This is a genomic window from Streptomyces flavusporus, assembly GCF_046267975.1.
GTDB lineage: Bacteria > Actinomycetota > Actinomycetes > Streptomycetales > Streptomycetaceae > Streptomyces > Streptomyces flavusporus.
Map to the genome: position 1 here is coordinate 8,384,033 of NZ_CP176503.1, position 23,851 is coordinate 8,407,883.

General features: G+C 68.3%; 21 protein-coding genes. 9 read left to right on the forward strand and 12 right to left on the reverse strand.

Going from position 1 to position 23,851, the window contains the following annotated elements; translation table 11 throughout:
- Window positions 1-23 precede the first annotated feature (23 nt).
- Both ltrA and ACKTSN_RS39520 read right to left on the reverse strand, forming a co-directional pair.
- The gene (gene ltrA / locus ACKTSN_RS39515; protein ID WP_409467920.1) at window positions 24-1,736 is read right to left on the reverse strand and encodes a group II intron reverse transcriptase/maturase; all 1,713 of its coding nucleotides are present in this window, start codon (window positions 1,734-1,736) and stop codon (window positions 24-26) included.
- Between the two features lie 661 nt (window positions 1,737-2,397).
- On the reverse strand, window positions 2,398-3,375 hold the full coding sequence (locus ACKTSN_RS39520; RefSeq protein ID WP_409473462.1) for an IS630 family transposase: 978 nt from the start codon (window positions 3,373-3,375) through the stop codon (window positions 2,398-2,400).
- Window positions 3,376-3,424: 49 nt separating this feature from the next.
- Here ACKTSN_RS39520 and ACKTSN_RS39525 point away from each other — a divergent pair, with 49 nt between their 5' ends.
- Window positions 3,425-3,781, forward strand: a complete 357-nt coding sequence (locus ACKTSN_RS39525; RefSeq protein ID WP_409473463.1) for a hypothetical protein — start codon at window positions 3,425-3,427, stop codon at window positions 3,779-3,781.
- A gap of 136 nt (window positions 3,782-3,917) precedes the next feature.
- Here the strand turns inward: ACKTSN_RS39525 and ACKTSN_RS39530 are convergent, their stop codons facing one another.
- Window positions 3,918-5,180: an IS701 family transposase gene (locus tag ACKTSN_RS39530; RefSeq protein WP_409467247.1), complete on the reverse strand. Its 1,263-nt coding sequence runs from the start codon at window positions 5,178-5,180 to the stop codon at window positions 3,918-3,920.
- Window positions 5,181-5,365: 185 nt separating this feature from the next.
- Window positions 5,366-6,628 (reverse strand): IS701 family transposase, encoded by a 1,263-nt coding sequence (locus tag ACKTSN_RS39535; protein WP_409467247.1) that lies wholly within the window; start codon window positions 6,626-6,628, stop codon window positions 5,366-5,368.
- Between the two features lie 255 nt (window positions 6,629-6,883).
- Here ACKTSN_RS39535 and ACKTSN_RS39540 point away from each other — a divergent pair, with 255 nt between their 5' ends.
- The 8 genes from ACKTSN_RS39540 to ACKTSN_RS39575 all read left to right on the forward strand — a co-directional run bounded on the left by ACKTSN_RS39540 (window position 6,884) and on the right by ACKTSN_RS39575 (window position 13,366).
- Window positions 6,884-7,489 carry a hypothetical protein gene (locus ACKTSN_RS39540; protein WP_409473464.1) on the forward strand — a complete coding sequence of 202 codons (606 nt, stop codon included), beginning with the start codon at window positions 6,884-6,886 and terminating at the stop codon, window positions 7,487-7,489.
- A 56-nt stretch (window positions 7,490-7,545) separates the two neighbouring features.
- Complete coding sequence (locus ACKTSN_RS39545; protein ID WP_280843937.1) at window positions 7,546-7,839, forward strand: hypothetical protein; 294 nt, start codon at window positions 7,546-7,548, stop codon at window positions 7,837-7,839.
- Window positions 7,840-7,844: 5 nt separating this feature from the next.
- Window positions 7,845-8,885, forward strand: coding sequence for a hypothetical protein (locus ACKTSN_RS39550; RefSeq protein WP_409473465.1), 1,041 nt, complete (start codon window positions 7,845-7,847; stop codon window positions 8,883-8,885).
- A 14-nt stretch (window positions 8,886-8,899) separates the two neighbouring features.
- Window positions 8,900-9,721 carry an ATP-binding protein gene (locus ACKTSN_RS39555; protein WP_319646744.1) on the forward strand — a complete coding sequence of 274 codons (822 nt, stop codon included), beginning with the start codon at window positions 8,900-8,902 and terminating at the stop codon, window positions 9,719-9,721.
- Between the two features lie 149 nt (window positions 9,722-9,870).
- Window positions 9,871-11,064, forward strand: coding sequence for a DUF2637 domain-containing protein (locus ACKTSN_RS39560; protein ID WP_409473466.1), 1,194 nt, complete (start codon window positions 9,871-9,873; stop codon window positions 11,062-11,064).
- A gap of 78 nt (window positions 11,065-11,142) precedes the next feature.
- On the forward strand, window positions 11,143-11,553 hold the full coding sequence (locus ACKTSN_RS39565) for a hypothetical protein (RefSeq protein ID WP_359585646.1): 411 nt from the start codon (window positions 11,143-11,145) through the stop codon (window positions 11,551-11,553).
- 116 nt (window positions 11,554-11,669) lie between these two features.
- Window positions 11,670-13,139, forward strand: a complete 1,470-nt coding sequence (locus ACKTSN_RS39570; RefSeq protein WP_409473467.1) for a hypothetical protein — start codon at window positions 11,670-11,672, stop codon at window positions 13,137-13,139.
- A 56-nt stretch (window positions 13,140-13,195) separates the two neighbouring features.
- On the forward strand, window positions 13,196-13,366 hold the full coding sequence (locus ACKTSN_RS39575; protein ID WP_409473468.1) for a hypothetical protein: 171 nt from the start codon (window positions 13,196-13,198) through the stop codon (window positions 13,364-13,366).
- Between the two features lie 740 nt (window positions 13,367-14,106).
- On the opposite strand, the gene ACKTSN_RS39580 is transcribed toward ACKTSN_RS39575, so the two are convergent.
- The 8 genes from ACKTSN_RS39580 to ACKTSN_RS39615 all read right to left on the reverse strand — a co-directional run bounded on the left by ACKTSN_RS39580 (window position 14,107) and on the right by ACKTSN_RS39615 (window position 23,851).
- Window positions 14,107-14,928 carry a hypothetical protein gene (locus tag ACKTSN_RS39580; protein ID WP_409473469.1) on the reverse strand — a complete coding sequence of 274 codons (822 nt, stop codon included), beginning with the start codon at window positions 14,926-14,928 and terminating at the stop codon, window positions 14,107-14,109.
- A gap of 312 nt (window positions 14,929-15,240) precedes the next feature.
- The gene (locus ACKTSN_RS39585) at window positions 15,241-15,564 is read right to left on the reverse strand and encodes a hypothetical protein (RefSeq protein ID WP_280843930.1); all 324 of its coding nucleotides are present in this window, start codon (window positions 15,562-15,564) and stop codon (window positions 15,241-15,243) included.
- A gap of 70 nt (window positions 15,565-15,634) precedes the next feature.
- Entirely contained in the window at window positions 15,635-16,066 is a 432-nt protein-coding gene (locus tag ACKTSN_RS39590; protein ID WP_319646738.1) for a hypothetical protein, read from the reverse strand.
- Window positions 16,067-16,165: 99 nt separating this feature from the next.
- Complete coding sequence (locus tag ACKTSN_RS39595) at window positions 16,166-16,564, reverse strand: hypothetical protein (protein ID WP_409473470.1); 399 nt, start codon at window positions 16,562-16,564, stop codon at window positions 16,166-16,168.
- A 14-nt stretch (window positions 16,565-16,578) separates the two neighbouring features.
- Window positions 16,579-20,502 carry a hypothetical protein gene (locus ACKTSN_RS39600; RefSeq protein ID WP_409473471.1) on the reverse strand — a complete coding sequence of 1,308 codons (3,924 nt, stop codon included), beginning with the start codon at window positions 20,500-20,502 and terminating at the stop codon, window positions 16,579-16,581.
- Window positions 20,503-20,606: 104 nt separating this feature from the next.
- Window positions 20,607-21,509 (reverse strand): transposase family protein, encoded by a 903-nt coding sequence (locus ACKTSN_RS39605; RefSeq protein ID WP_409472455.1) that lies wholly within the window; start codon window positions 21,507-21,509, stop codon window positions 20,607-20,609.
- A 147-nt stretch (window positions 21,510-21,656) separates the two neighbouring features.
- A complete protein-coding gene (locus ACKTSN_RS39610; RefSeq protein ID WP_409473472.1) occupies window positions 21,657-22,862 on the reverse strand; it encodes a hypothetical protein in 1,206 nt (401 codons plus the stop codon).
- A complete protein-coding gene (locus ACKTSN_RS39615; RefSeq protein WP_409473473.1) occupies window positions 22,862-23,851 on the reverse strand; it encodes a hypothetical protein in 990 nt (329 codons plus the stop codon). Before ACKTSN_RS39615 ends, ACKTSN_RS39610 begins: the two co-directional genes overlap by 1 nt.

The following is a 23,851-nucleotide window of genomic DNA, read 5'->3' on the forward strand; positions in this document are numbered from 1 at the left end:
TCGCGGGCGAACAGAAGTGCTGGTCACCGGCCGGGGCCAGTGGCCAGCCGACGCCGGCAGTGGGTGTGTATCAGGCGTGAGGCGGCGGGTTTGTCCGGCTTGCCGTTGCCCGCTTCGGCGGTGACCGCGTGTTTGCGGATCGCGATGCGGGTGACCTTGAGCCACTGCTCCCACTGGTCGGGAGTTTGCGGCTCGTGGTCGGCGTGCAGCAGCAGCCCTCCGCAGAGCGGACATCGGCCGTCTTGCATCTGCAACAGATGCAAGGTGCCCTTGCCCAGCGGGAGTTTGCCGCGGCGGCACCGCTTGGCCCAGAAGTCGGCCAGGGCGGGATCGTCGGTTGACGCCCTCCCTGGCACCATCCGGTGCCGGACGATCGGCGTCCAGGCGAACTTGTAGAGGTAGAAACCGCTGGTGCGGTCCCCGAATACCCATGTGTCCTGCCTGAACGGGTTGAACATGGCGAAGTACCGGGCAGTCACCCAGCGCATCGGCTTGTTCGGGTGGGAGAACTTGGCCCACTTGTAGACCAGTCTCCACACGTAGGCGTCCAGCGAGTTGAACGCCCGCTTGGACACCCCGATCCGGTAGTAGGCAGCCCAGCCCTTGATGATCGGGTTGAGCTTGGCGATCACCGCGTCGGCGTTGGCCCCTCGCAGGGCCAGCACCTCGGCGGCAAGCCGTTCCCGGATCCGCCGCAAGGCCGCGTTGCTCGGTTTGGTCAGCAGCTTGCTGCGGTAGCGTCGGATGTTGAACCCCAGGAAGTCGCAGCCCTCATCGAGGTGGACAATGCGCGTCTTGTCCTCGTTGAAGGCCAGGCCCCGGGGCGCGAGCCACACAGTCAGCCGCGCCTTGACCTGCTCGGCCTGTTCCCGAGAATGACACAGGGCGAGAAGGTCGTCGGCGTAGACGACCAGAACCGGAGAATCGCGCGCCAGAATCGTGGCATCACTGCCGAGATTCTGGTAGCGGACTCCAGCAGCCTTTCCCATGCCGTGCAAGGCGATGTTCAACAACGCGGGACTGATCACCCCGCCCTGGGGAGTTCCCTCCACCGTGGGGGTGAACCAACCTTTCTCGACCACACCCGCCTTCAGCCATCCGGCGATCATTCCCCTCCCGGGAAAGGAGCCCAATGACGCGAGCAGGTGATCGTGGTCGATTCGGTCGAATGCCGCTTTCAAGTCCGCGTCGAGCACCCACAAGCGTTTGGCGTTCTTGCCGCTCGCCGTCGTGTGGATGGCAACGATCGCGTCATGACAGCCACGGCCTGGACGGAAACCGTAGACCTTCGGTTCCAGCCGTGCCTCCCACTCGGGCTCCAGTGCATTCAGCGTCAGAGCTTGAAGGCATCTGTCGGCGATCACAGGAATTCCAAGTGGGCGCTGCTTCCCATTCGCCTTGGCTATATACACCCGCTTGACGGGCTTGGGCTTCCACGGGGCCGCGCCATGCTGGACCCAGTCGGCCAACTCGGCCTTTCCCTGGGGCAGCAGGACGACTTTCCCGTCGATGCCCGCCGTCTTGCGGCCAGCGTTGACTTCCGTGACCCGCCGCACACTCGCGAGTGTGTTGGCGCGGGAGCGGAGCATCAACTTCTGCAGATTCCTGACCTTGGCCAGGTCTCCTGCCTGCGATGCCGTGAAGATGCGTTGCCGCAGACGCCGTACGTCGTCCTCGACGGTCCGCCAGTCGATCGACGGCCAGTCGGTGATCTCGTCCTCCGGTCCGTTCGCCATGCCGGCTGCGGTCGCAGCGGCTTGCGCCGCCCCAGCCACGTGTGTCGTCACGGCGTCCAACTTGCCCTTCGGTTCAGGTGTCTTTGGTCATCGTTTCTTCACGGGCTCACCAGACCCACGTCAGCGCCCTTTCAGGCCGGGACGTCGGCCCCTATCCGGCCAGTTATGCGGGGACCACCGACGGAGGTGTCAGCGCATGGTTCCCGGTTTCCTGTTGCCTTTCGGCGACCGGCATTCGCTTGCTGGGTCTTCCTGCGCCCGCTGGAGAGTTGGGCCTTCCTTGCGGTTGGCTTACCAGGTCAGAATTGCATTGCCTGGACTCCATCGGGGTTGTCACGTTCCGCATGAGAGAGATGCTGCCGGTGAGGGGGCCCTCTGCACCCCGGGGACGGCGGTGCACTCCCGACTGGCCAGATTTCCCCAGTCGGCGCCTGCCGATTTCCAGCGGCCAGTCCCTATCTCTCGCTGAAACGACCCATCGGCGAGAGTGCTCATGACGAGGCATCATCAAGGGTTCATTCGCATTCACCCGTCCGGCATTTCCCAGCCTGTAACCCCCGGATGGAACGAGGATCCTTGGGCATTTCCCCAGGCTTCGCACCCCGCGATTACTCACGACGCACGCTGAGGCGGGAACGAGCCCTGTGCACTGGCTCGGGAGCTACACCTTCGACATCAGTCGATCCTCCTTCGGTGAGTCCGCTCTTCTCAAGCGGCTTTCGTGTCGCACGATCTGGTTGAGCCAGGAGGCGTGCGGCGGGGTCCAGTGCACGTGCCAGCGGGGGTGGTCGGCCAGCCATGCCTTGGTTGTCCGTGCGATGTGGGAGGCGCCGTTGTCCAGCACGACGTGGATGGCGTGGCACGGGTTGATGGTCCGCTCGAGCATCTGCAGGAAGTCGATGAAGGTCACTGCGTTGTTGCGGGCGATGGGCTGAGTGAGGACCTCGCCGGTGCGCACGTTGAGCGCGGCGCTGATCGAGACGGTGCCGTGGCGGATGTACTCAAATTCCTGGCGGGACGGCCGGCCGGGTCCGGCGGGACGGCCGGGGTGCTTGCGGGAGCGGGCGGCGATGGCGGTCTTCTCGTCGATGGACAGCACCACCGCGTCCTTCGGCGGGTTGAGGTAGAGATTGCAGATATCGGCGGCCCGTTCCCAGAACTGGGGATTGTCGCGGCGGGTGAGCCAGCCGCGGACTTTGTGCGGCTTGAGGTCCAGGCCGGCCAGGATCCGGCCGACCTGGGACGGGGAGATACGGGCGGACGTGGTGTCCGCGACCAGGGTGGCGATGGTCCGGTGCGTCCATGTCGACTCCGGGTGGGGCGGTGCACTGGTCGCGGAAGCCACCACGGCCAGCCGCACCCGGCTGTCGTAAAGGCGGGGCCGTCCTGGGCGTGGAGCGTCTTTGAGTCCCTCCATCCCAACGGCGGTGAACCTCCCTCGCCACTTGCGGACGGTGTTCACGCTGACTCCCAGCGTGCGGGCGATCGCCGCGTTGGACGCCCCCGCAGCGGCAGCGAGCACAATCTTCGCCCGCAGCACCTCCCGCACTTGCCCGCGCGTGGAGCCGGCAAGGCTTGTCAGCCGCGCTCGTAACGCCTCGTCCAGCACCACCGACACTGCCTGTCTCTTCCCGCCCATGACTGGTGATCATGGCGCAGCGCGATCGTTGCCGGGCAGGATGGGGACCGTGCCGAAGAACCCGCCCGAATCCATGCAGCACAACCTCCGCGTCCGCCTGCGCGACCGCGCGCGGGAACGCTGGCCCCAGCTCTCGGGCGTCCAGGTCCGTTTTCGGACCGGATTCGCCTACGTGGCAGGCGAAATGCCGGGCACGGAGGAACCGCTGCCACTGTGCCGTCTGCGCTTCACCGGCGTCCTACACACCTGGGGCTTTGCCATCTACCTCGCCAGCAGCGGCAAATACCAAGACAACTTCCTGCCTACCGGCCTGCCATTCGGCTCACCCGAAGAAGCGCTCGACTGTGCCTGCGGTCTCTACCTCAACGACCCCACCGCCTGGACCACACCACCCTCCACGAACTAACGCGGAGCAGCACTAGTAGGGCTTTGTTAGGTCCTGTGGTGGGGTTCGGGTGCTGGTGCGGGTTGGCCGCATATCGAGCAGGCGCCGGTCCAGGTGGCCAGGAGGGCCTGGAGTTCGCGGAGGACCGCGTAGAGGGTCAGGCCGGCGCAGGGGCTTTTGGGTCGAGCCTGAGCATGGTGCAGAAGGCCTGGGCGAGGGACGCGAGGGTGACGTGGCGGTGCCAGCCGAGGTAGTTGCGGCCCTCGAAGTGGTCCAGGCCCAGACCGTCCTTGAGCTCGCGGTAGTCGTGCTCAACTCGCCATCGGATCTTGGCGATTCGTACCAGTTCGCGCAGTGGGGTGTCGGCGGGAAGCGTCGAGAGCCAGTAGTCGGTTGGCTCGGCGGAGTCGGGTGGCCACTCGACGAGCAGCCAGCAGTCGGGCAGGGAGCCGTCGGCGGCGCGGCGGATGGTGCGGTTGGCCGGTCGGACCCGCAGGGCCAGGAACTGCGAGCGCATCTCGGCGTTCGGGTTGCGTCTGGTGGCCTTGCTGCCCTGGCGCCAGGTGACGGTGCGGGTGGCCGCTCGGCCGACGGCCAGGGCCAGGGCGCGCAGGGTGGTGTGCGGTTGGGGGTAGGCGGACACGGGAGGGCGGCCCTGCCCGGAGTACGGCGGGCGTTGGGGTGTGGCATTGCCGGGGTGCGCGGTCGTGGTGGCTTTGACCGCGACCGCGTAGGTCAGGCCGCGCTCGGTCAGGCCCTCGCGAAAGCCGGTGGCGTCGCCGTATCCGGCGTCGGCGGCGACCGGAAGGTCGGGCAACTCCCAGTTGTCGCGCACCTCGTCGAGCATGTCCAGCGCCAGGCGCCACTTCTCCCGGTGCCGCTCGGTGTCCGGGATTCCCGCCTTGGCGCGGCGGCGCCGGATCGCCTCGGCCATCAGCGCGTCCTCGCCGTACTTGGTGTCGTCCCAGCTCTCGGGCAGGAACAGGCGCCAGTCGACAGCCGATGACGCACGGTCACTGACCAGGTTCACACTGACGCCGACCTGGCAGTTGCCGCGCTTACCCAGGGCGCCGCAGTACATCCGCGCCACCCCCGGTGAGTCGTAGCCGTCCTTGGGGAAGCCGACATCATCGATCGCGTACGCCTCGGGAGAAATGTGCGCGGCAGCCCAACGGGCCAGCCGCTCACGGACCTTGGAGTAGTCCCAGGTGGACGATGAGACGAACTGCTGCAGCTGCTGGTGGTCCACGCCCAGGCGCTCGGCCATCGGCTGCATGGACTTGCGCTTGCCGTCCAGCATCAGCCCGCGCAGATACAGCTCGCCCTTGGCCCGCTGGTCCCGACGCGCCAGCGAACCGAGCATCTCCGCCGCGAACGCCTCCAGGCGCGGGCGGACCGTCTCCATCTCCTCAGGTGTCACACCTGACAGAACATCACAATCTACCTGACGATGATCAATCGGGGTACCTAACAAAGCCCTACTAGTAGGGCTTTGTTAGGTCCTGTGGTGGGGTTCGGGTGCTGGTGCGGGTTGGCCGCATATCGAGCAGGCGCCGGTCCAGGTGGCCAGGAGGGCCTGGAGTTCGCGGAGGACCGCGTAGAGGGTCAGGCCGGCGCAGGGGCTTTTGGGTCGAGCCTGAGCATGGTGCAGAAGGCCTGGGCGAGGGACGCGAGGGTGACGTGGCGGTGCCAGCCGAGGTAGTTGCGGCCCTCGAAGTGGTCCAGGCCCAGACCGTCCTTGAGCTCGCGGTAGTCGTGCTCAACTCGCCATCGGATCTTGGCGATTCGTACCAGTTCGCGCAGTGGGGTGTCGGCGGGAAGCGTCGAGAGCCAGTAGTCGGTTGGCTCGGCGGAGTCGGGTGGCCACTCGACGAGCAGCCAGCAGTCGGGCAGGGAGCCGTCGGCGGCGCGGCGGATGGTGCGGTTGGCCGGTCGGACCCGCAGGGCCAGGAACTGCGAGCGCATCTCGGCGTTCGGGTTGCGTCTGGTGGCCTTGCTGCCCTGGCGCCAGGTGACGGTGCGGGTGGCCGCTCGGCCGACGGCCAGGGCCAGGGCGCGCAGGGTGGTGTGCGGTTGGGGGTAGGCGGACACGGGAGGGCGGCCCTGCCCGGAGTACGGCGGGCGTTGGGGTGTGGCATTGCCGGGGTGCGCGGTCGTGGTGGCTTTGACCGCGACCGCGTAGGTCAGGCCGCGCTCGGTCAGGCCCTCGCGAAAGCCGGTGGCGTCGCCGTATCCGGCGTCGGCGGCGACCGGAAGGTCGGGCAACTCCCAGTTGTCGCGCACCTCGTCGAGCATGTCCAGCGCCAGGCGCCACTTCTCCCGGTGCCGCTCGGTGTCCGGGATTCCCGCCTTGGCGCGGCGGCGCCGGATCGCCTCGGCCATCAGCGCGTCCTCGCCGTACTTGGTGTCGTCCCAGCTCTCGGGCAGGAACAGGCGCCAGTCGACAGCCGATGACGCACGGTCACTGACCAGGTTCACACTGACGCCGACCTGGCAGTTGCCGCGCTTACCCAGGGCGCCGCAGTACATCCGCGCCACCCCCGGTGAGTCGTAGCCGTCCTTGGGGAAGCCGACATCATCGATCGCGTACGCCTCGGGAGAAATGTGCGCGGCAGCCCAACGGGCCAGCCGCTCACGGACCTTGGAGTAGTCCCAGGTGGACGATGAGACGAACTGCTGCAGCTGCTGGTGGTCCACGCCCAGGCGCTCGGCCATCGGCTGCATGGACTTGCGCTTGCCGTCCAGCATCAGCCCGCGCAGATACAGCTCGCCCTTGGCCCGCTGGTCCCGACGCGCCAGCGAACCGAGCATCTCCGCCGCGAACGCCTCCAGGCGCGGGCGGACCGTCTCCATCTCCTCAGGTGTCACACCTGACAGAACATCACAATCTACCTGACGATGATCAATCGGGGTACCTAACAAAGCCCTACTAACGTCGCGTCTACACACGCGAGTCTCATTGCTGTACTATCCAAAGCGGCTGGGAGAGCGACCCAGCTACCTGGGCCTAGGTGTAACAAAAATCGGCGGTTGTCGTACCTCCATACGACGCCCCGGAACACCCCGCCCGGGACAGTCCCAAAACCCTGGGCCTTGGCGTCCGGGGAAGGAAGGAACACCGCAATGGTGAACGACGCCGTGGAGGACCCGCAGGCCGACCAGTCAGCCGAGCCTCGTCTTTCGGACGTCGGTCTGATCGGCGCCCTTGCCCGCCTGTTGAACGACCATCAGAAGAAGGTCGTCAAGCCGGTGGTGGACGCGCCGAAGGTCCCGTTGATCAAGGGGTACGTCGAGGGCGGACAGTCGGACCTCATCATCCGAGTCGGTGACGACGTGATCGGCCGGTACAAGGTCAACCTGGCGCAGCCGAAGGTCGTCGTCGACGAAGACAACGAAGCGGCACTCAACGAGTACGCCGACAGCCACGGCGGCATAGAGGTCATCATCCGCCGGAACCCCACATGGGAAGCGTCCCTGCTCACGTACGCCAAGTACGACGAGGACACGGGACAGATCATCGACACCCGCAACGGCGAAGTGGTGCGGGGCCTCAAGTACGAGAAGGGCGGGGACCCCACGGGGAACCTGACGTGGACGTGGGAGCAGGGCGAGGTCGGCAAGAAGCGGCTGATGCGCCTCTACCAGGAGGGGGCCTTGAACGACCTCCTCAAGGAGAAGCCAGAGCTGATGGCCGGACCACGGCCCACCGCCGAGGACGCCCAGCACTGACCGCCCCGGGCCCAGCCCCCGGCGGCCGGGCCCCGCTTCCCTCCTGAGGAACAACGATGGCCACGCCCACTGACGTGATGAAACCGGCACTTGCCAGCGGCATATCCGACCGCGCGTTCCGCATCCTCTACGTGCTCGCGGTAGACATGGAACGAGGATGGGTCCCGCTCTCCTCCGTCGCTGAACAGCTCGAGATGACTTCCCACCAGATCCGCCTGCCTATCAGCGAACTGCGCGCGGCCGGCCTCATTGAGCACGACCGGCGCTACGAGAGGGGCAGCACCGGCAGACCGACGTGGCGCACGTACGCCCGCCTCGTCGACGACAACGCCACCGAGGCCACTCCGTGAGCCGCTTGACCAGTCGTAACGGCGTCCGGATCAACCGACGCCCCTACGTCCACGTCGACTCCCAGACGGTTCGCGACACCGCCATGAGCTATCGCGCCCTGGGAATCCTGACGTACCTCCTGGATCAGAGCGAGGACTGGCAGGTGAAGTCCGAACAGCTCTCCAAGGGAGAGGGCCGGGAAGGACGGGACGCCGTCCGCAAAGCGCTGCACGAGTTGGCGCGCCGCGGCCATTACCGCCTGGAGCGCCGCCGGTTCCGCAACGGCCAGAACGCCATGGGTACCGCCATCTCCGAGTTCCGCGTCGAGCAGTGGGCCAAGGACTACGTCACCTTCAGTGAGAACCTGACCGTCCCGGTGGTCGAGCAGGAGGACGGCTCTTTCCAAGTGCACTACCCCGACGGCTCGTTCGGCACCGATGGGTTCACCACCGAGGCCGCGGGCGCCGAGCCCGACCTCGACGACGAGCTCGAGGAGGAGACGCCCGCCGAGGAGCCGGAGACGCCGGCCTCCCCGGCACCGAAGCCCTCCCAGGCTGCCAAGCCCGCGGCCGCCAAGAAGGCTCCGGCGAAGAAGGCGACGCCCAAGGCTTCAGCCGAGGAGCCGAAGGAAGCGGCCGCCCAGAAGGCAGCGGAGAAAGCCCTCCTCGACGCGGACGCCGAGGAGGTCGCCAAGTGGTGGTGGGCGGACGCGGAGAAGCGGTACGGCCCGTACGTCGGGGACAAGCGCGGATACCTCGGCATGCGCAAGCAGGTCCGCAACGCCCTGGAGAAGGGCTACACCAAGAATCAGTGCGGCAAGGCCCTTATCCGCGCCGCGAAGCACTGGCCCAGCGCACAGCAGTGGCAGGACGCCCTCGGCATCGTCACCAACCACATCCAGCCCCGGAACGCTGGCGGCCGCGTCCCGTACAACGACGCCGCGACGTGGGGCGGTCCGGGCGACAGCACGTCGATCATCCCGGGAGCCACCAACGCCCCGCCGCCCAGCACACCCGCTGATGACGACCATGACGACGCCACGTTCGGCATCGTCGAACGACCGTAAGGAGCGTGACCCTGATGTCTCTCACCACGGACGCCCCGGCGGTCCCCGCACCGGCCCGCGGGATGAACTCCTTCGGCGCGCTCAGCGAGCACCTGATGGCTGTTCTGGAGCGCGGCGGGGCGGACATGTCCAAGCTCGGCGTGCCTGCGCAGCCGGAGCCGGAAGACGGACTGTGGGAAGACGTGAGCGTTCCGCAGGCCCGCGCACGGCGGAACTTGTGGAGGAACAGCATGACGGACGCGGCGCACGACGAGTACCTGCACTTCCGCTTCGAGCACTTGGACCCGAGCCAGAAGCCGAACACCTTGCGGAACTGGATGAGTTCACTGGTTGAGGCGAAGAAGCGCGAGGCGCGGCCGGAGGTCCTGAACCTGATCGTGCCGGGGAACATCGGCAGCGGAAAGACGGCCGCAGTGTGCGCGCTCGGCAACGAGGCCGCGGAGCAGGGCCTGGTCGTGCGGTTCGTGAAGCACGCCACCTACCTGACATGGCGCCGTCCCGACTCCGCTCCGCACAACCTGACCGCGCACCAGGTGCGGGAGCGGTTCGTCACCTGCGATCTGCTGATTCTCGACGAGCTGTGCGGCGAGATGGACATGACCGCCACGGAGTTCGCTCGCAAGGAGACCATCGACCTGATCGACTCCCGGCTCGCGGCCGGCCGCGCCACGGCGTTCTCCACAAACCTGCGCAGCCGCCGGTCGGAGGAACACCCCGGCTTGGGTGTGGTGGACATCCTCGGCGAGCGGCTGCTGTCCCGGCTCGAAGCCTCCGCCCACCTCGTGAAGATCCACGGACCGGACCGACGGAAGCCGGCGAAGCCTCTCGACTGGTGACCGCGCCGAGAAATGCCCCCTTACGGGACGAAACTGACGCGGTGTGAATTACGTCAGAGCGTGCGAAGGAAAGACGCTATATCGTTTGATCGACCCGGACGGCTATGAGCATACGTCGGCCGGGGCGACCCGAACGAAGGGATGGTGTCTTGTCGAATCTGCCGTTTTTGCGTGCCCGTAAGGGCAGGGCGAAGCAGCCGAGGCCGCTCACCGAGTCCGGAGTGCCGCCGCTCACCCGCTGGGAGTGCTTCGGCGCCGTCCTCACCTCGCTGCTCGCCGTCGGCGTCGGCGCCCTGGGCTTCTACGCGTCCTTCGACGCGGTCTCACTCAAAGCGGTGTCCTGGGGATTCGATGACCCATGGGTTCTGCCCGTGTCCATCGACTCGGCGATTCCCGTGTTCACCGCGGCCAACCTCTACCTGATCCGTATGGACATGGCTCTGGCGTGGGTGCGGTTCGTGCCCTGGGCGCTGAGCCTGATCACCTGCGCCCTGAACGTCGCCGCGGGCAACTCCCTGTGGGCGAAGGTCGCACACGGCGCGATCTCCCTGCTGTGGGTAGGCGTTTCCGAGATCGCCGCACACGTCTACGCCGTCCGCATCGGCGCCGCGACCGGCCGTCGCCGCCGCCTCGACAAGGTCCGCTGGAAGCGCTGGCTCCTCTCCCCGGGGCCCACGTTCGTGCTGTGGCGCCGCATGAATCTGTGGGAGCAGGAGTCGTATGACACCGTCCTCAAACTGGAGCAGGAGCGCCTGGTCTACCAGGCCAAGCTCCGCGGACGGTTCGGCCGGAAGTGGCGCCGGAAGGCGCCGGTCGAGGCACTGCTGCCGCTGCGCCTGGCGCGCAATGGCATCCCCCTCGCCGAGACCGCGCCGGACGGGCTCGCCGCGGCCGGCATCGAGACCACCGAGCCCTTCGCTGCTCTGCCTGCTCCCGCGGCAGGGGGCGCCAAGCCGCTCGCGCCCGTCCCGGCTGCGCAGGCGACGCCCCGCCGGGTGACCGCCACCGTTCCCACACCCACAGCGGCCCCGCCCTCAGCCCTATCCCCCGCGCCCGCACCCTCTGCTCAGCCGCCCGCCCCGACTCCGGCGGCGACGTCGACCCCGCTCACCGAGGCGCAGGTGTACGACATGATCAAGGATGCGATCCAGGCCCGCGACATAGACCGCTTCAACAGCGGAGACCTGACCGGCTCCGCCATCGGCCGGGCGATGGGCCAGACCGCGCAGAACGGCCGCAAGGTCCGCCGCCGCCTGCTCTCCACGTACGCGGCCAACCTCCTGAACCAGACCCTGCCCGACAACTTCACGGTCGAGGACGTGATGACCGCAGCACTGCCGTAAGGCATGCTGCACCCACCCGCACCAACGCGGCGGGCACCCTCCACGGGGGTGCCCGCCGCCTGCATGATCGGACCCTTCATGAGACCGGAGATCCTGGCCCGGATCGCCGCCGCCCGTGCCGCCCGCGACCTTTCCGACCTGGCCCGTCAGGCGGTCGGCGCGACAGCCGAGCCAGTCAGTTCCACCGAGCGCATCCAGCGCGCACGCGAACTGCGACAGATGGTCAACGAGTACGTGGACCGAGTCGTACTCGGCGAAGCCCTGGCTGGCGCCGACTGGCAGGAGATCAGCAAGGCGCTGAACCGTCGCGACCCGAAGACGGTCGAGGGGGAATACGCGGACGCCGTCGCCGAGTGGAGCGCGCACGAGGGCGAGGCCGACGCCGAGGGCGAAGGCGCAGAGGACCTAGACGCCTGGTACGCCCGGCATCGCGAGGATCACGACCCTGACCTCGAAAAACCTGTCGCTGATCTGCTGAACAGGCATTGAGTCAGGCCTTCGTACGGGTAGAATAGTGCAGCAATGAGACTGTGAGAGCTTAACGGTTCCGCTGTCTCATTCTGCGCGGGCAGAGCAACCCGCGCGTCCCGAACGAAGGATCACCGATGCCTGGTATCACCACGCCCTTGCGTGAACGCAAGTCCCGCCGGCCGACCGGTCTCCCCAACCCGCCCATGATCGTGCTGTGCGGTCCGGAGAAATGCGGCAAGAGCCACGAGGCCGCCCGTGGTACCGGCTCCGACCTGATCGGCATCGCGTTCTGGATTGAGATCGGCGGGTCTGAGGGAACAGCCGACTACTACGGTCGAGTCCCTGGCGCCAACTACGAGATCGTTCCGCATGACGGCAGTTACCAGGACATCCTCGACGCCATCCGATGGGCCGTGCACCAGCCGCAACGCGTCGCAGGCAAGCCGAACATGATCGTCATCGACAATGGCTCCAACCTGTGGGACATGATCAGCGACGAGCAGGCCCTGTTCGCCCGGCGACGAGCTGTGAACAAGGCACAGGAGAGCCGTCGCCGCGCACCCAGCCTGGACGATCCGGTCGTCGTCGACCCTGACTTGTGGAACCGGGCCAAGGACAGGTGGGGCGAGATCCTTTGGATGCTCCGCCGCCACGCCGGGCCCGTGGTGATGATCGCCCGTCAGGAGGTTGTCACGGCCTTCGAGAACGACAAGCCCACCCGCAATACGACCCGGAAGATCAAGGCGGAGAAGAATCTTCCGGCCGCCGTCGACGCGATCGTGGAGATGCGCGGCATCGGTGATGCGTACCTGACGGGAGTGCGCACCTTGCACTGGGACGTGAAGCCCGGCGATACCGTCCGGTTCGAGGACTTCAGCATCGACGCCCTTTTGCGCCGTATGGGGTTCGAGGAAGCGGCCACACACCGCCAGGTCACCGAGTCGCGCCCGGAGGCCTACCTCGACGAGCAGCAGCCCACCCAGCCCCAGCGTGCTCAGCAGCGCCCCGCGGACAACGAGCTGACCGGCCCGAAGGCGGCCGCGCTCATCAAGAAGGCGCTGGAAGACCCGACCAACCCCGAGATGGCCCTGCAGGGCATCCGCGAGGAGTGGGGCATCCGCACCCTTCAGCAGATCCCCACCGAGTCCCGGCTCGGGAAGATGAGCGCGGACGCCCTGATCGCCCGCTCCCTCGCGTACATCAAGGCACAGGCCGAGAAGTGCCAGCAGGGCGCGGGGGACCAGCAGCGGGGAGAGACGACCGGCACCGACGACGGGCAGGGAGAGACGACCAGCACTCCGCCGGCCGCGGTCGAGCAGGACCAGGCGCGCGAGCACCGCGAGACGCCGCCGGAGTCCTCGGCGCCGGTCCCGCCCACGCCCGAGCAGGAGCCTCCGGCCGAAGGCGCACCCCTCCGCCGCCGGACCCGCAGGCCGAGGAGCCGCCGTCCGCTGAGACACCCGAGGACACCAGCGCGGCCGAGGAGCCGCAGGACATCCCGGCCCGGCCCGCGGCCAGACGCGCCCCGAGGAAGAAGCCGAACGACCCGACGGAGATCGCGCGCCAGGCTCTGCTCGACGAAGCCGAGGTACAGGCCCGCTTGAAGTTCACTACTCGGCGTGACCTACTCCAGCCGATCTACGCGAACGGAGAGCCGGGTTTGGCTCAGCTCCGGGACTTCGTGCAGGGGCAGCGCGCCGAGGTGATCGCGCTCCTGGAGGAGAACGACCAGCCCGTCCTTGCCGACGTCTACCGGCGCGCGCCGATGCCGGATCTTGGTCTCGCGAAGAAGTTCGCCCCCTACTTCGACAGCGCGCCCGCAGGGCAGTGAGGTGACGTGAGGTGACGGCCGCCCGGGGCCTCTGGGGCGCGCCCACCGCTCTCGCGCGTCTCCCTCCTTGCGTCACCTCACCTCACCTCACGGGACGCGGCGCGCCCTGCCACCGCCTGCAGGCGCGCCTCCGATCGGTGGTCGGCGCGCCCATGATCGCCTCCCGGGGCGCGCCCGCGCCGCGCGCCCGCGCAATCCGAGGCGCGCCACCGGGACCCTGGCGCGCCTCCGTGGGGCGCGCCGCGCGCTGATCTTGGCGCGCCTGCGAACCCGCGCGATGGCGCGCGCCGGGGAAGGGCGCGCCCCCGATCGGCGCGCAGCGCGCCCACCGATTCGCCTGGCGCGGCGCGCTTGATCTCGACCGGCGCGCCCACGCCTGCGTAGCCGCGCGGTATGGCGCGCTCAGGACGGCGCGCCCCTCCGAGTCGATGGCGCGCGCCCTGTGACCTGCGAATTCATCGAGGCGCGCCCCGTGGGCTGCGTGGCGCGCGCCTGCCTGGCGTGGGGTGAACGGGCCAGCGCAGGAGGCGTGCGGCGAGCAGGGCGCGGGTCCTCGAGCGCGCCGTCGACCGCGCGGTCCGGCCGCGCCGCTCGGCGGGGTACTGATCGAGCGCGCGCGCCGGTTCCCCTCGAGCGCGCGCCAGTGGCGCGCCTGGCCGGGCCGATCGCGCGCGCACGGGGACGACGAAGGGCGCGCCCCAGGCGCGCCCTCTTTCCACGACCCGGCCGGTGTCGCGCCCTTAGAGCGCGCTCTGCCCGGCGGCACGGCGGACCGCTCGTGCGTCTCGGCGCGCCTGCTTCTTCCCTTCCATCAGCTCCTCGCGGACCTGGCGCAGGAGACTCGACAGCTCCTCGGGGTGCTGCTGGCCGAGGAGACGGAGCGCGCGCAGTCGAACGTTCGGCTCGCTCGGCATCCGGCCGTGGCGCGCCTCGGCGAACTGGATGCCGTACCGCAGGAAGCGCGCTTCCGTCAGGACCCGGTCGCGGAACTCCTTGACCCGGGTATCGCGCGCCTTGCGGCTTTCGCCAGCCGCGGCCGACGGCAGGAACCGGGCCGGTTCCTCCATCATCAGACGGCAGATCGCCTCAGCCCTGCTCGCTACTCTCGGTGAGCGGAAGGCGAGAGCCTGCACCCGCCGCGGCACCGGTCCTGTGACCGGCTGGTCGCGGACGAACGCTGTCCACCGACGGGCGAACGTCTCGTCGTCGAGCGCGGCGAGCTGTTTGGCCTCCTCGTGCGCGAGGTCGTCGACGACGTCCTCATACGGACGCGTGGCCGCCTGGAGAGCTGCCCGGAACGGAGCGATGCGGGCCGCCTGCTGGTTCTTGCTCTCGCCCTCCTGGCGGGGCATGAAGCTGCGCACCCGCTTGAGCGCCAGCTCCAGCGCATCGAGGGTCCGCGGAGCCATCTGAGGGGAGAGCAGTGCCGCGCCTTGGACGTCGCGTGGGGCGCCGGTCTTGGACCCGCCGGTGACGTACTGGACGACCGCGTTCATCAGGCCATCGGGAGACATGCCTGACAGGCGTTTGATCTCCGCCTCGATCTCCTGTGCTTCGGCCATGCGGTCTGTTCCTCCTCGGGTTGGGCCCGCTGCTCTCGGCGCTGCCGGGGCAGCAAGAGGTGGCCGTACCGAGCTTTGCGACAGCGTGTGCCGGCTCATCGCTGAGCAGTGCTCCCCGGCCCCGAGTGCTCTGCACGCACCCGGTGGTCTCGATGCCTGGTGTCAGGCGCGTCCCTGGAGAAGGGTCACCGCGGTGTCCGAGAATCCAATGACGCCTGACGGCTATCTCAACGCTGTTGTCGCGGCAGCGGTACGGCCACCTCGAGAGTTGATGGTACCCGCCGGCGAAGGGCCGGGCAGGTGCCCTGGGCGCTATTCGGCCTGCTGAGCCGTCTTCCTGGTGGTCAGGGCCTCGATCATCGGGGCGAGCTTGCTCGGCTTCCAGACGAGGTCGTAGCTCGTCTGCGAGGCCGCCAGGACGCCGAGGAGGGTCGCGGCCGTGAGCTGTCCGTGCTGGAACTGGTCCCATCCGCCGTCTGCTGCCACGGCGAAGACGCCGGCGACGAGCGCGGCCACGACCGCCACGACCTTCTTGTACTTCGCCGACCAGGCGGGCTTCTGGACCACCGCGGTGAGGAGCGGCAGCACGGCGCCCACCTGGGCGCCGTTGGAGAGGGATTCGAGCGTCTGCGACATGAGGTCCTGCCCTTCACGAGGTTGTGTGACGGGCGGACTCTGGAGGGCGCCCCGGCTTTGTGTCGCGGGCTCAGGAGGTGGGGCTGTCGCCGAGGTCTTCCGCGATCTCTCTGGGCGGGGCCGGTACGGGCCGCTCGTAGAGCTTGGCGACCAGGTCGCGAAGCTGGTGGATGTACTCAACCGCGGCCGCCTTCCAGCGCCGCCACTGTCGCTGCTCCTCCTCCAGGACCTCGACCTTCCGCTCAAGTGCGGTCTGCTTGGTCTCCAGAGTGGCGACCCGCTCAAGGGTCTGGGCGTTCGTTGCCCGCTGCTGTTCGAGGAGCTGCGTAAAGCCGTCCGTGACCGTCTGGACGGAAGCGACGTAGGTGTTCGCCTCCGCCGTATGGGCGTCCTTCTTGTTCTTACGGTTCTCCCGGCGGTGAACCATCCAGGCCCCGCCCAGCACGCCCGTCATACCGAAGAGGGGGCCGAGGACAGGCGCCAGGGAGATAAGCCATTCCATGGCGCCTCCTAGATCGTCAGTCGGATGGGGGTGCGCGGGAGCCGGGGCCCGAAGGCCCGCGGCTCCCCGCGGCCCAGAACGCTGCACCCCGACGGGCGCTTACGTCTCCTGCTGCTCGGCTTGCCTCGTCTGCGCGTACGTGGGGCCGACGCCGGCGACGGCGTTCCAGCCCCTTCGGATCGCGTCGAGGATCTGGTCATCCGTGATGGCTGCGGCCATGGCCGCCGAGTCCGTAGCTCCGCCCGCGGCAGCAGCGGCGGCCGCGGCGAGCATGGGCGGCGAGGCGACGATGCCGACCATCATTTGCGCGGCCTGCGACTCGGTGGGGCTGAGCACGGTCTTCGACAGGTTCCAGCGCATGGGGTACCCCGCCGTCTCCGGGGGCTCGGCAAATACTTCCTGCGCAACCATCGCGATGGCCATGCGAATGCGGGGAAGTAACGTCGGCTCGCAGGCGAGACCGCAGATGGCGTTCAGGGACAGGGGCAGGTCAGGCAAGGCGGGGCCCCTCCTCACTTGGTGTAGATGACGCGCAGCTTCGGGGGATTGGTCTGGCCGTAGCCGCGCGCGCGGCCGTAGTACGTCAGGCCGGAGGTGTTTGGGTCCAGGGCAATGCCCCGCCACGTCGTGCTGTCGAAGACGGAGGTGATGTCGACCCACTTGCCCTCGTTCTTCGCCCAGGTCACAGTCTTGGACTCGGCGTCGCAGGAGAAGGTCGACGGACGGGAGGTGTGCTTGTGCGCCTTGATCACGGCCTTCCCGCCGCTGTTGTTGTACCAGTGATCGAAGTAGAGGTAGACCTCCGCTTTCTGGATGGTGGCGCCGGACAGGTCCGTGCCCAAAGAGGAGGCGAAACCGATCAGGCTCGCCTGCATCCCGTTGGTGGAGCTGTAGTAGCCCTGGTAGCAGGAGTTGCCGAAGTACGAGTTGTACGAGCCGCGGCTCGCGTACGACCCGGACCAGGTCGCGGAGTACGTTTTGGTGTACTGGACAACAGGCGGTGCTGCCGTGCCGCCGCCGGTGTTGTTGCCGCCTGTCTTCGGGATCTCCGGGCCGATGTCCTCGACGATGAAGTAGCAACTGCGCCCCGTCGTCGGCAAGCCGAGTTCGAAGGTCTGCCCCGTGGTGCCGCCGGTGTTCTCGAAGGAGATCAGGAACCGGTGCAGGCCTGCGCCCAGCGCGCTCGCCGGAACGATGTGCTCCAACTCCGCCGTCCAGTACCGGCCGGTGTGTGACGGGGTCAGGACGACGTGCTGGCGCAGTGTCGAGTTGATCGATGGTGTGGAGGCACCACCGTCACGGAGATACACGCGGGCCTCGCCGTCGCTGGCCGTGTCGAAGTCGGCCGTGGCGTGGAACTTGATGCGGTACATCCGCCCCGCCACGATTGTGGCGGGCAGCTCGAACAACCCGATCTCCGTGCCGGTCGATGTCACCGTGGTTGCGGGCACGCCGTACGCGACGATGCCGCGCGGTCGCTGATCGAGAATCGAGGCGATGTCGTCACCGCCCACGGTCAAGCCCTCCGCGATGGCCAGGGACTGGAACCCCGCCTTGCCCTCCTGGTCGATCGTGGCGACCGGCACGCCGTCCGCGCTGAGGGTCAGGTAGTTGGGGCGACCGGTCAGAAGCGCGACGGCCTCTTCCCCCTCCTCGTCGTACAACTGCAACCCGAGCGGCGACAGCTCGGCTCGCGCTCCGGCGTGGCCGGATGCGGTCACGAAGCGCGCGACGGCGTTGTCCCACAGCACGCTGCCCGCCGTGGAGTGGAACGACTTGAGGCGGACGACTACCCGCGCGGTACCGGACGGAGCGACGACTGATCCGATCCCGGCGATTCGCGCCCATGCGCCCCGGACGACAGGACCCGCGCCGGTGGTGACGTTGGCCCAGTCGATGGCGGTGCCAGAAGCGTCCTGCCACTCGGCATAGATGAGGACCTGTTCGCCCACGTAGTCGCTGGAGGCGTTGTAGTCGATGGCGAGGTACATCTTTTGACCAGGCGTGGCGGGGATCGGGCCGACGAGCGGAAGCTCATCGGTGTTGGTGGCATCCTGGCGCAGTGCCTGCGCGGTGCCGTTGCCGCCGGCGACGAGCGTCCACGCCGCCCTCCCGGAGACGCGTTGGACACTCACGGCGCCCTCGAAGGAGGGGTCGGCGATCAGGTTGCCACCGTCCGCGCCAATCGCGAGCCGGTCCGCAGTGAGCGACCCGGCCTTGACGTGAGTGGCGTCGATGACTCCGGCCGCGATCTTGGTAGCGGTCACGGAGTTCACCGCGAGTTTGTCGGCCGTCACGGCGAGCGCGTTGAGCTTGTCCGTGGTGATCGCCAAGGACGCGATCTTTTCGGCGGTCACGGCCAGGGCGAGGAGCTTGTCGGTGGTGACCGCCCCAGCAAGGATCTTCGGCGCGGTGATGCCGCCGTCTGCGATCTGAACCCCCGGGACCACCGGACGGACCGCCGCGTTGTCGTACCAGGCGTCACCCGCAGTCGTCAGTGCGGTCTGCACACGGATGGCAGCGCGGACCGTTCCGGCCGGCGCCGTAACAGTGCCGGATATCCGCGCCCACGCTTCCCGTACCGGCGTGCCGGTCGTGCCGACGACGCCGTACCCGACGATTGCCCCTGCGGCGTCTTCCCAGCGCGCGTGAATGTTGAGGGAGGTGCCCACCCAGTCCGCGGATACGAAGTAGTCCGTGGCGAGGTAGAACTGATCCCCCGGCAACGCTGGAATCAACGTCAGCGGAACGTCCCGGTACAAGGCCGTGGCCGACCGGCCGTCGATCTTCAAGGATGCGGCCGAGCCGTTGCCCTTGGTCTTGTCCTGCGTGGCGTAGGAGAGGCCGAGGATCAGTGAGGCGGTGACCGCGCCCTCGAAACTGGGGTCGGGCAGGATGTTCGATCCGCCCGTGACGGTGAGCTTGTCCGTCGTGATGGCTCCGGCCGCTACGGCATTCGCGGTGACGGACCCGGCCGCCAGTTCCAGCGCGGTGACGGAATTGGCCTGCAGCTCCCGGGCGCTGATCGCGTCCGCGGCGACCTTCCCCGCGGTCACGGCGTCCGCGGCAAGCGCCGCGGTGTTCACGGCCCCGGCCGTGATGTTGACGGAGTCGACGATGCCCGTCTTGAGCGCCTCGAGCGTCACGCAGTCGACTTGCGTGACGTTCGTCGACGTTGCGCCCAGCCCCGTGTAGTTGAGCCACACGTACGGCGCGATGAACCGGACGTCGTTGTGCATCAGGCCCGGGGACCGCGGGTCGTTGTTGGGGCCGGCCGAGCCGGTCGCGGCCCGGTCCTTCACGAACCCGACGACCGTGACCCAGCCGTCTGCCTGCGTGATGGCCCGTCCGGAGGCGGCGACGTAGTAGTGCGAGTTCGGGCTTCCGGCGACACCCATGCGGTTGACGAGGGTCGTGCCGTCCGCGCCGATGCCGGCGATGCCGACATAGAACGTGTCGCTGGTTCCGGCCTTGAGGCGCACCCGGGCGCTCAGCCGGTACAGCACCCCCGGCTCGTACGGGATGGTCGTGGTGCCCTGCAGCCGGTTGTAGCCCGTGGACTGGCCCACCCGCTGGCTGGTCGGGGCATCGGCGACACCGGTAAGGAACTCCCAGGTGGCCCCGGTGCCCTTGTCAGTGACCGTCCAGGCCGCCGGGTCGTTCATCGTGTCGACGTAGCGCTGAGCCGCACTGTCGCTGAGGGCGCCGCCGAGGGCGTTGATGGTGACGGCCCCGTTGGCGATCTTTCCGAGCGTGACCGCGGCCTTGGCCAGCTTGTCCTCGAGGACTGCCCCGTCGGCGAGCGCGGTGGTGCCGACAGCTCCCAGCGCGATTTTCGCGGCGGTCACGGCGCTCTCGGCGAGCTTCTTCTCCGTGACCATGCCGTCGATGAGGTCCTGCTCCACGGCCTGCCGGGGCTGGCCCTGTACGGCCACGGAAGGGGACCCGGTGAGGGAGCCGGTGTTCTGGCCGACCAGGCGCACCCACACGGTGTCGTAGCCCTCGATGGCGATCGTCACCGTGCCGCCGAGCTGGGCCGTGATCGTGGCTACGTGCGTGGTCAGGTCCGGCGTGAACTCCGCGGTCGTGCTGACGTGGACCTGGACGAGGGAGAAGTCCGTGGGGGTGGTGTAGGCGTCATCCCATTGCCCGTCCCAGCCGACGAGGAGGCCGGCGAGGACGGCCTCGACGGTCGGGGCGGTGGGTGTTGGGGGCGGGGTGGTGTTGACCGGGACCAGGGCGACGCCGCCGTCGGGCTGTACGCCGACGCTGCCCTTGAGAACGCCCTCGTCGTCGTAGATGTCGAGGGAGCCGCCCTCGATGCTCGTGTAGCTGGCCTGGGTGGTGCGCTCCAGCGCTTTGAGGCGCCGGTCGTAGTCGTCAAGCAACTGCGCCAGGCGCTTCGCATCGGTCTGATCGTCGAGGAAGTTCGCCATGGCCGCGGATGGTGAACGGCGGCCATGGCTAACGTCGCGTGCTTACGGCCTCGGGGGAAATTGAGATCCGGGCGTGCTGGCCTGGCGGTTCGGCTGGTGGGTGATCAGCAGGCTGTGTCGCGGACGAGGACCAGTTCGGTGCTCGTCTGTCGGCGGGTGGTGCGCTGGGCGGATCGGTCGGAGACGAGACCGGCGATCGCAAGGTGGGTCTCGGCGTAGGTGTCGCGCCGTCCGGTGAACCTGCGCAGGGGCGCCCACTGGCGGAGCTCGGCGTTGGTGTGCTCGACGCAGATCCGGGCCGAGGACTGGCGGCGCCTGGCCTCCTGCCAGGCGTTCTTGTCGCCGTCGCACGCCTCGTCCGCGGGTTTCTTCGGCGGTGCGCTGACCTGGTCGGGGAACTCCTTGGCCAGCCCCTGGTACCCGGAGTCGACCCGGGCCTTGACCGTGGGACGAGTCCGGAACTGCTCAGCGATGCCCTCGGTGCGTAGGGCGGTCTGATCGTGCATGCGGCCCGGCCGGACCACGCCGGACAGCAGCATGCGGCCCTGGCCGTCGCTGAACGTGGTGGTCTTGATGGTGTTCTGCCTGCGCTTGCCGGAGACGAACGCCCGGCGCCCCGGACGGCCCGCCTGAGGGCGGCGGACCTGGGTCTCGGCCCCGTCCATCCGCAGCTCTACGCCCTCGGCCTCGGCATAGGCAAAGACGTCCTCCAGGGTCTTCAGTCGCAGTCCCGCCCGGTCGGGTACGGCGAAGCCGCGGGCCGCAAGGAGCGGACGGGCCTGACGGATGGCCTCGGAGACGGTGGAGCGGTCCACGGCGAAGAGCTCGGCGAGGACCGCGTGCGGCAACTGGTGGCGCAGATGGACCAGGGCGACCAGCAGCCGGTCGAAAAAGACCAGCTTCGGCTTGCGCCCCGCCCCTTCCGCCCGTCGGCGCGGGCCACCTCGTGCCGCACGCAGCACGGACTGACGGGCCGCTTCCCACGGTCCGGCAAGTTCGGCGAACAACTCGCCGAAATGTGCGCGGGAGACACCAGACAGGGCAGGATGGGAACAGACCGCACGGGCCCAGGTCAGCTTCACAACTCACCCAACCCGTGCGGTCCTTCTCATGTCACGGCCCGACCTGGGCGATCACTATTTCCCCCGAGGTCGTTAGTAATGGAAGGAGTCCGAACGCCTCAAGGCGAGGGTGCAGCGGCCGTCCGCGCTGATCTCGTCGCCGATGATGCGGTGCCACACGTCGATGTCGCCGACCCACGGGACGTGCACCTGGACGCGGATGTCGTCGCCCAGGGACCACGATCCGAAGCGGGCGTTCGGGTGGTCCCATATCTGGATGGCGGGGATCTGCAGGTTCGCGGTGCGGCCGGCAAGCTCCTTGTCCCCGCGGCTGCGAAGCGACTTGTCGGAGGCGAGGGTCTTGTCGGTGACCGTGACGACCCGGCGCAGTCGGCCGCCGGTCCGTGGGCGGTAGACCTGTGCCCTCTTCATCTTCTTGCCCTCGCCCTTGCCCAGGACGATGGCCTCGTTGGCGTAGTCGTCGCCCATGCCCTCGGGCTTGGCGATGGCGGCGATGTTCTCGCCGTCCATGAATCGCAGGTCGGGGCGCTTGCGGCCGAGGCGTGGCTTCCCCAGCCGGATGCGGTGGTTGATGGTGTTGCTGGTCGCGTTCGCCCACTCGTGGGTCTCGAGCCAGTCGAACGGGGTCTGTGTGGTCAGGGTGTCGAGGACCTGCCCACAGTCGGGGTTGTCCCACCAGGCCAGTTCCCACGGGTCCTCACCATTAGAGGTGCCCAGGAGCTCCCCGAGGTCGTGGGCGTCGACCTTGATGCCGATGTTGCCGCCCGGCTTGCCCTGGACGTGAGCCCAGACGTGCCGGAAGCCGTCGAAGACGTCAATGCGGGGGCCGCCGTACGGCTTCGGCGGCGGAGGGACCTTCTTCTTGCCCTTCTGTCCGTCGACCCAGCCGTCATGGTTCTTGTCCTTACCGGCGTACGGGTCCTTGGGCGTGATCTTCTTCCCGGAGATGATGTAGCTCTCGTACGGGATGCCGTGCGGGTAGCTGCTGAACCCCTCGCAGGCGACGGTGAACTGGGGCCCGTCGAACGACGTCTTCGTGATGATGCCGCCCCACCGGATGTCGCCGTCGATCTCCAGATACATCTTGGTGCCCCACTCCTGCAGGATCGGGGTGCCGTCCGAGCCCATCATGCGCGCGTACTCGGGGGTGATGGTCCCCGTCATCGCCCCCGGCCCGGACAGGTCCCGCTTGGGGTTCGAGGACAGGGCGAACGGCACCTCCCAGTCGAGGACTTCATCGCCGAGGGCGCGCTGAGCGATGAACCGCCACCCCTGCATCAGACCGCGTCCTCCGTCGGGTCCTCGACGAACTCGATGTCCGCGAAGACCGTGGCACCGCCGTCTGCCTCCAGGACCCCGGTGTATCCGCTCGACGCGCCACAGCCCTCAAGCACCAGGTCGTAGACGTTGCCGCGCATGGAGGCCGGGATGGTGACATCGCCGCCACCGACGAACGTGAACCGCTGAGCGCTGCCGACCCAGTCACAGTTGAAGTTCGTGATGGGAGTCGCCAGAGACCCCAGGACTGCCCGCAGATGGCCGTACGAGTCCTTCGCGTTGCGCTGGTCGAGCCCCGCCCAGGTCGCCATGATCGTCGCCTTGGTGGCCCACTCAGGAACCTCGATGTCCCAGCGGGCGCCGTTGGGGAACTCCTCCCAGCTCGGGAACTTGGTGTTCCCGACCTCGTCAGGCGTGGTCCACGTCCCGCGCAGCGCGCGCACGACTCGCCGGCGGCGGGGGTTCGCCATCTCCCGCAGGTCCTTGATCATGCCCTGGTTGATCGCGGACGTGTTCGCCGGAATGTCGATGCGGGCCAGGGTGATCGCAGAGTCACCGGCGCGGACCTGCTTGACCCGGGTCGTAGTCTTCGGAACACCGGAGATGACCCGAGTGAAGATGTACGGGCCGACGGTCGGGTCGGCTGGCTGGTTCCACGTCTCGCCGTAGCTGTAGGGGTTCTCGATGCGCGCAACGATCAGGTCACTGCGCGCGGTCGCGCCGGTCGCCGCGATGTTCACGGTGTCCGCGCTGGGAAGCCGTGCGGCGTACGCCTGGTACCTCGCCCCGGACGCGCGGTTGAGGATGGCGCACGCCCCGGTCATGACCTGCACCGAGGACCCTGGCGAACTGAGGGCCTTCACCTGCAGATCCGAGTTACCGATTATGCCCTCGGCGCCGGCGAACGCCGCGTAGGCCAGAAGTCGGGCCACCTCGGAGCTGTGCTCGGCGCCGCCCTCGGTGAACCAGGGCACTGAATCCCACGCCAT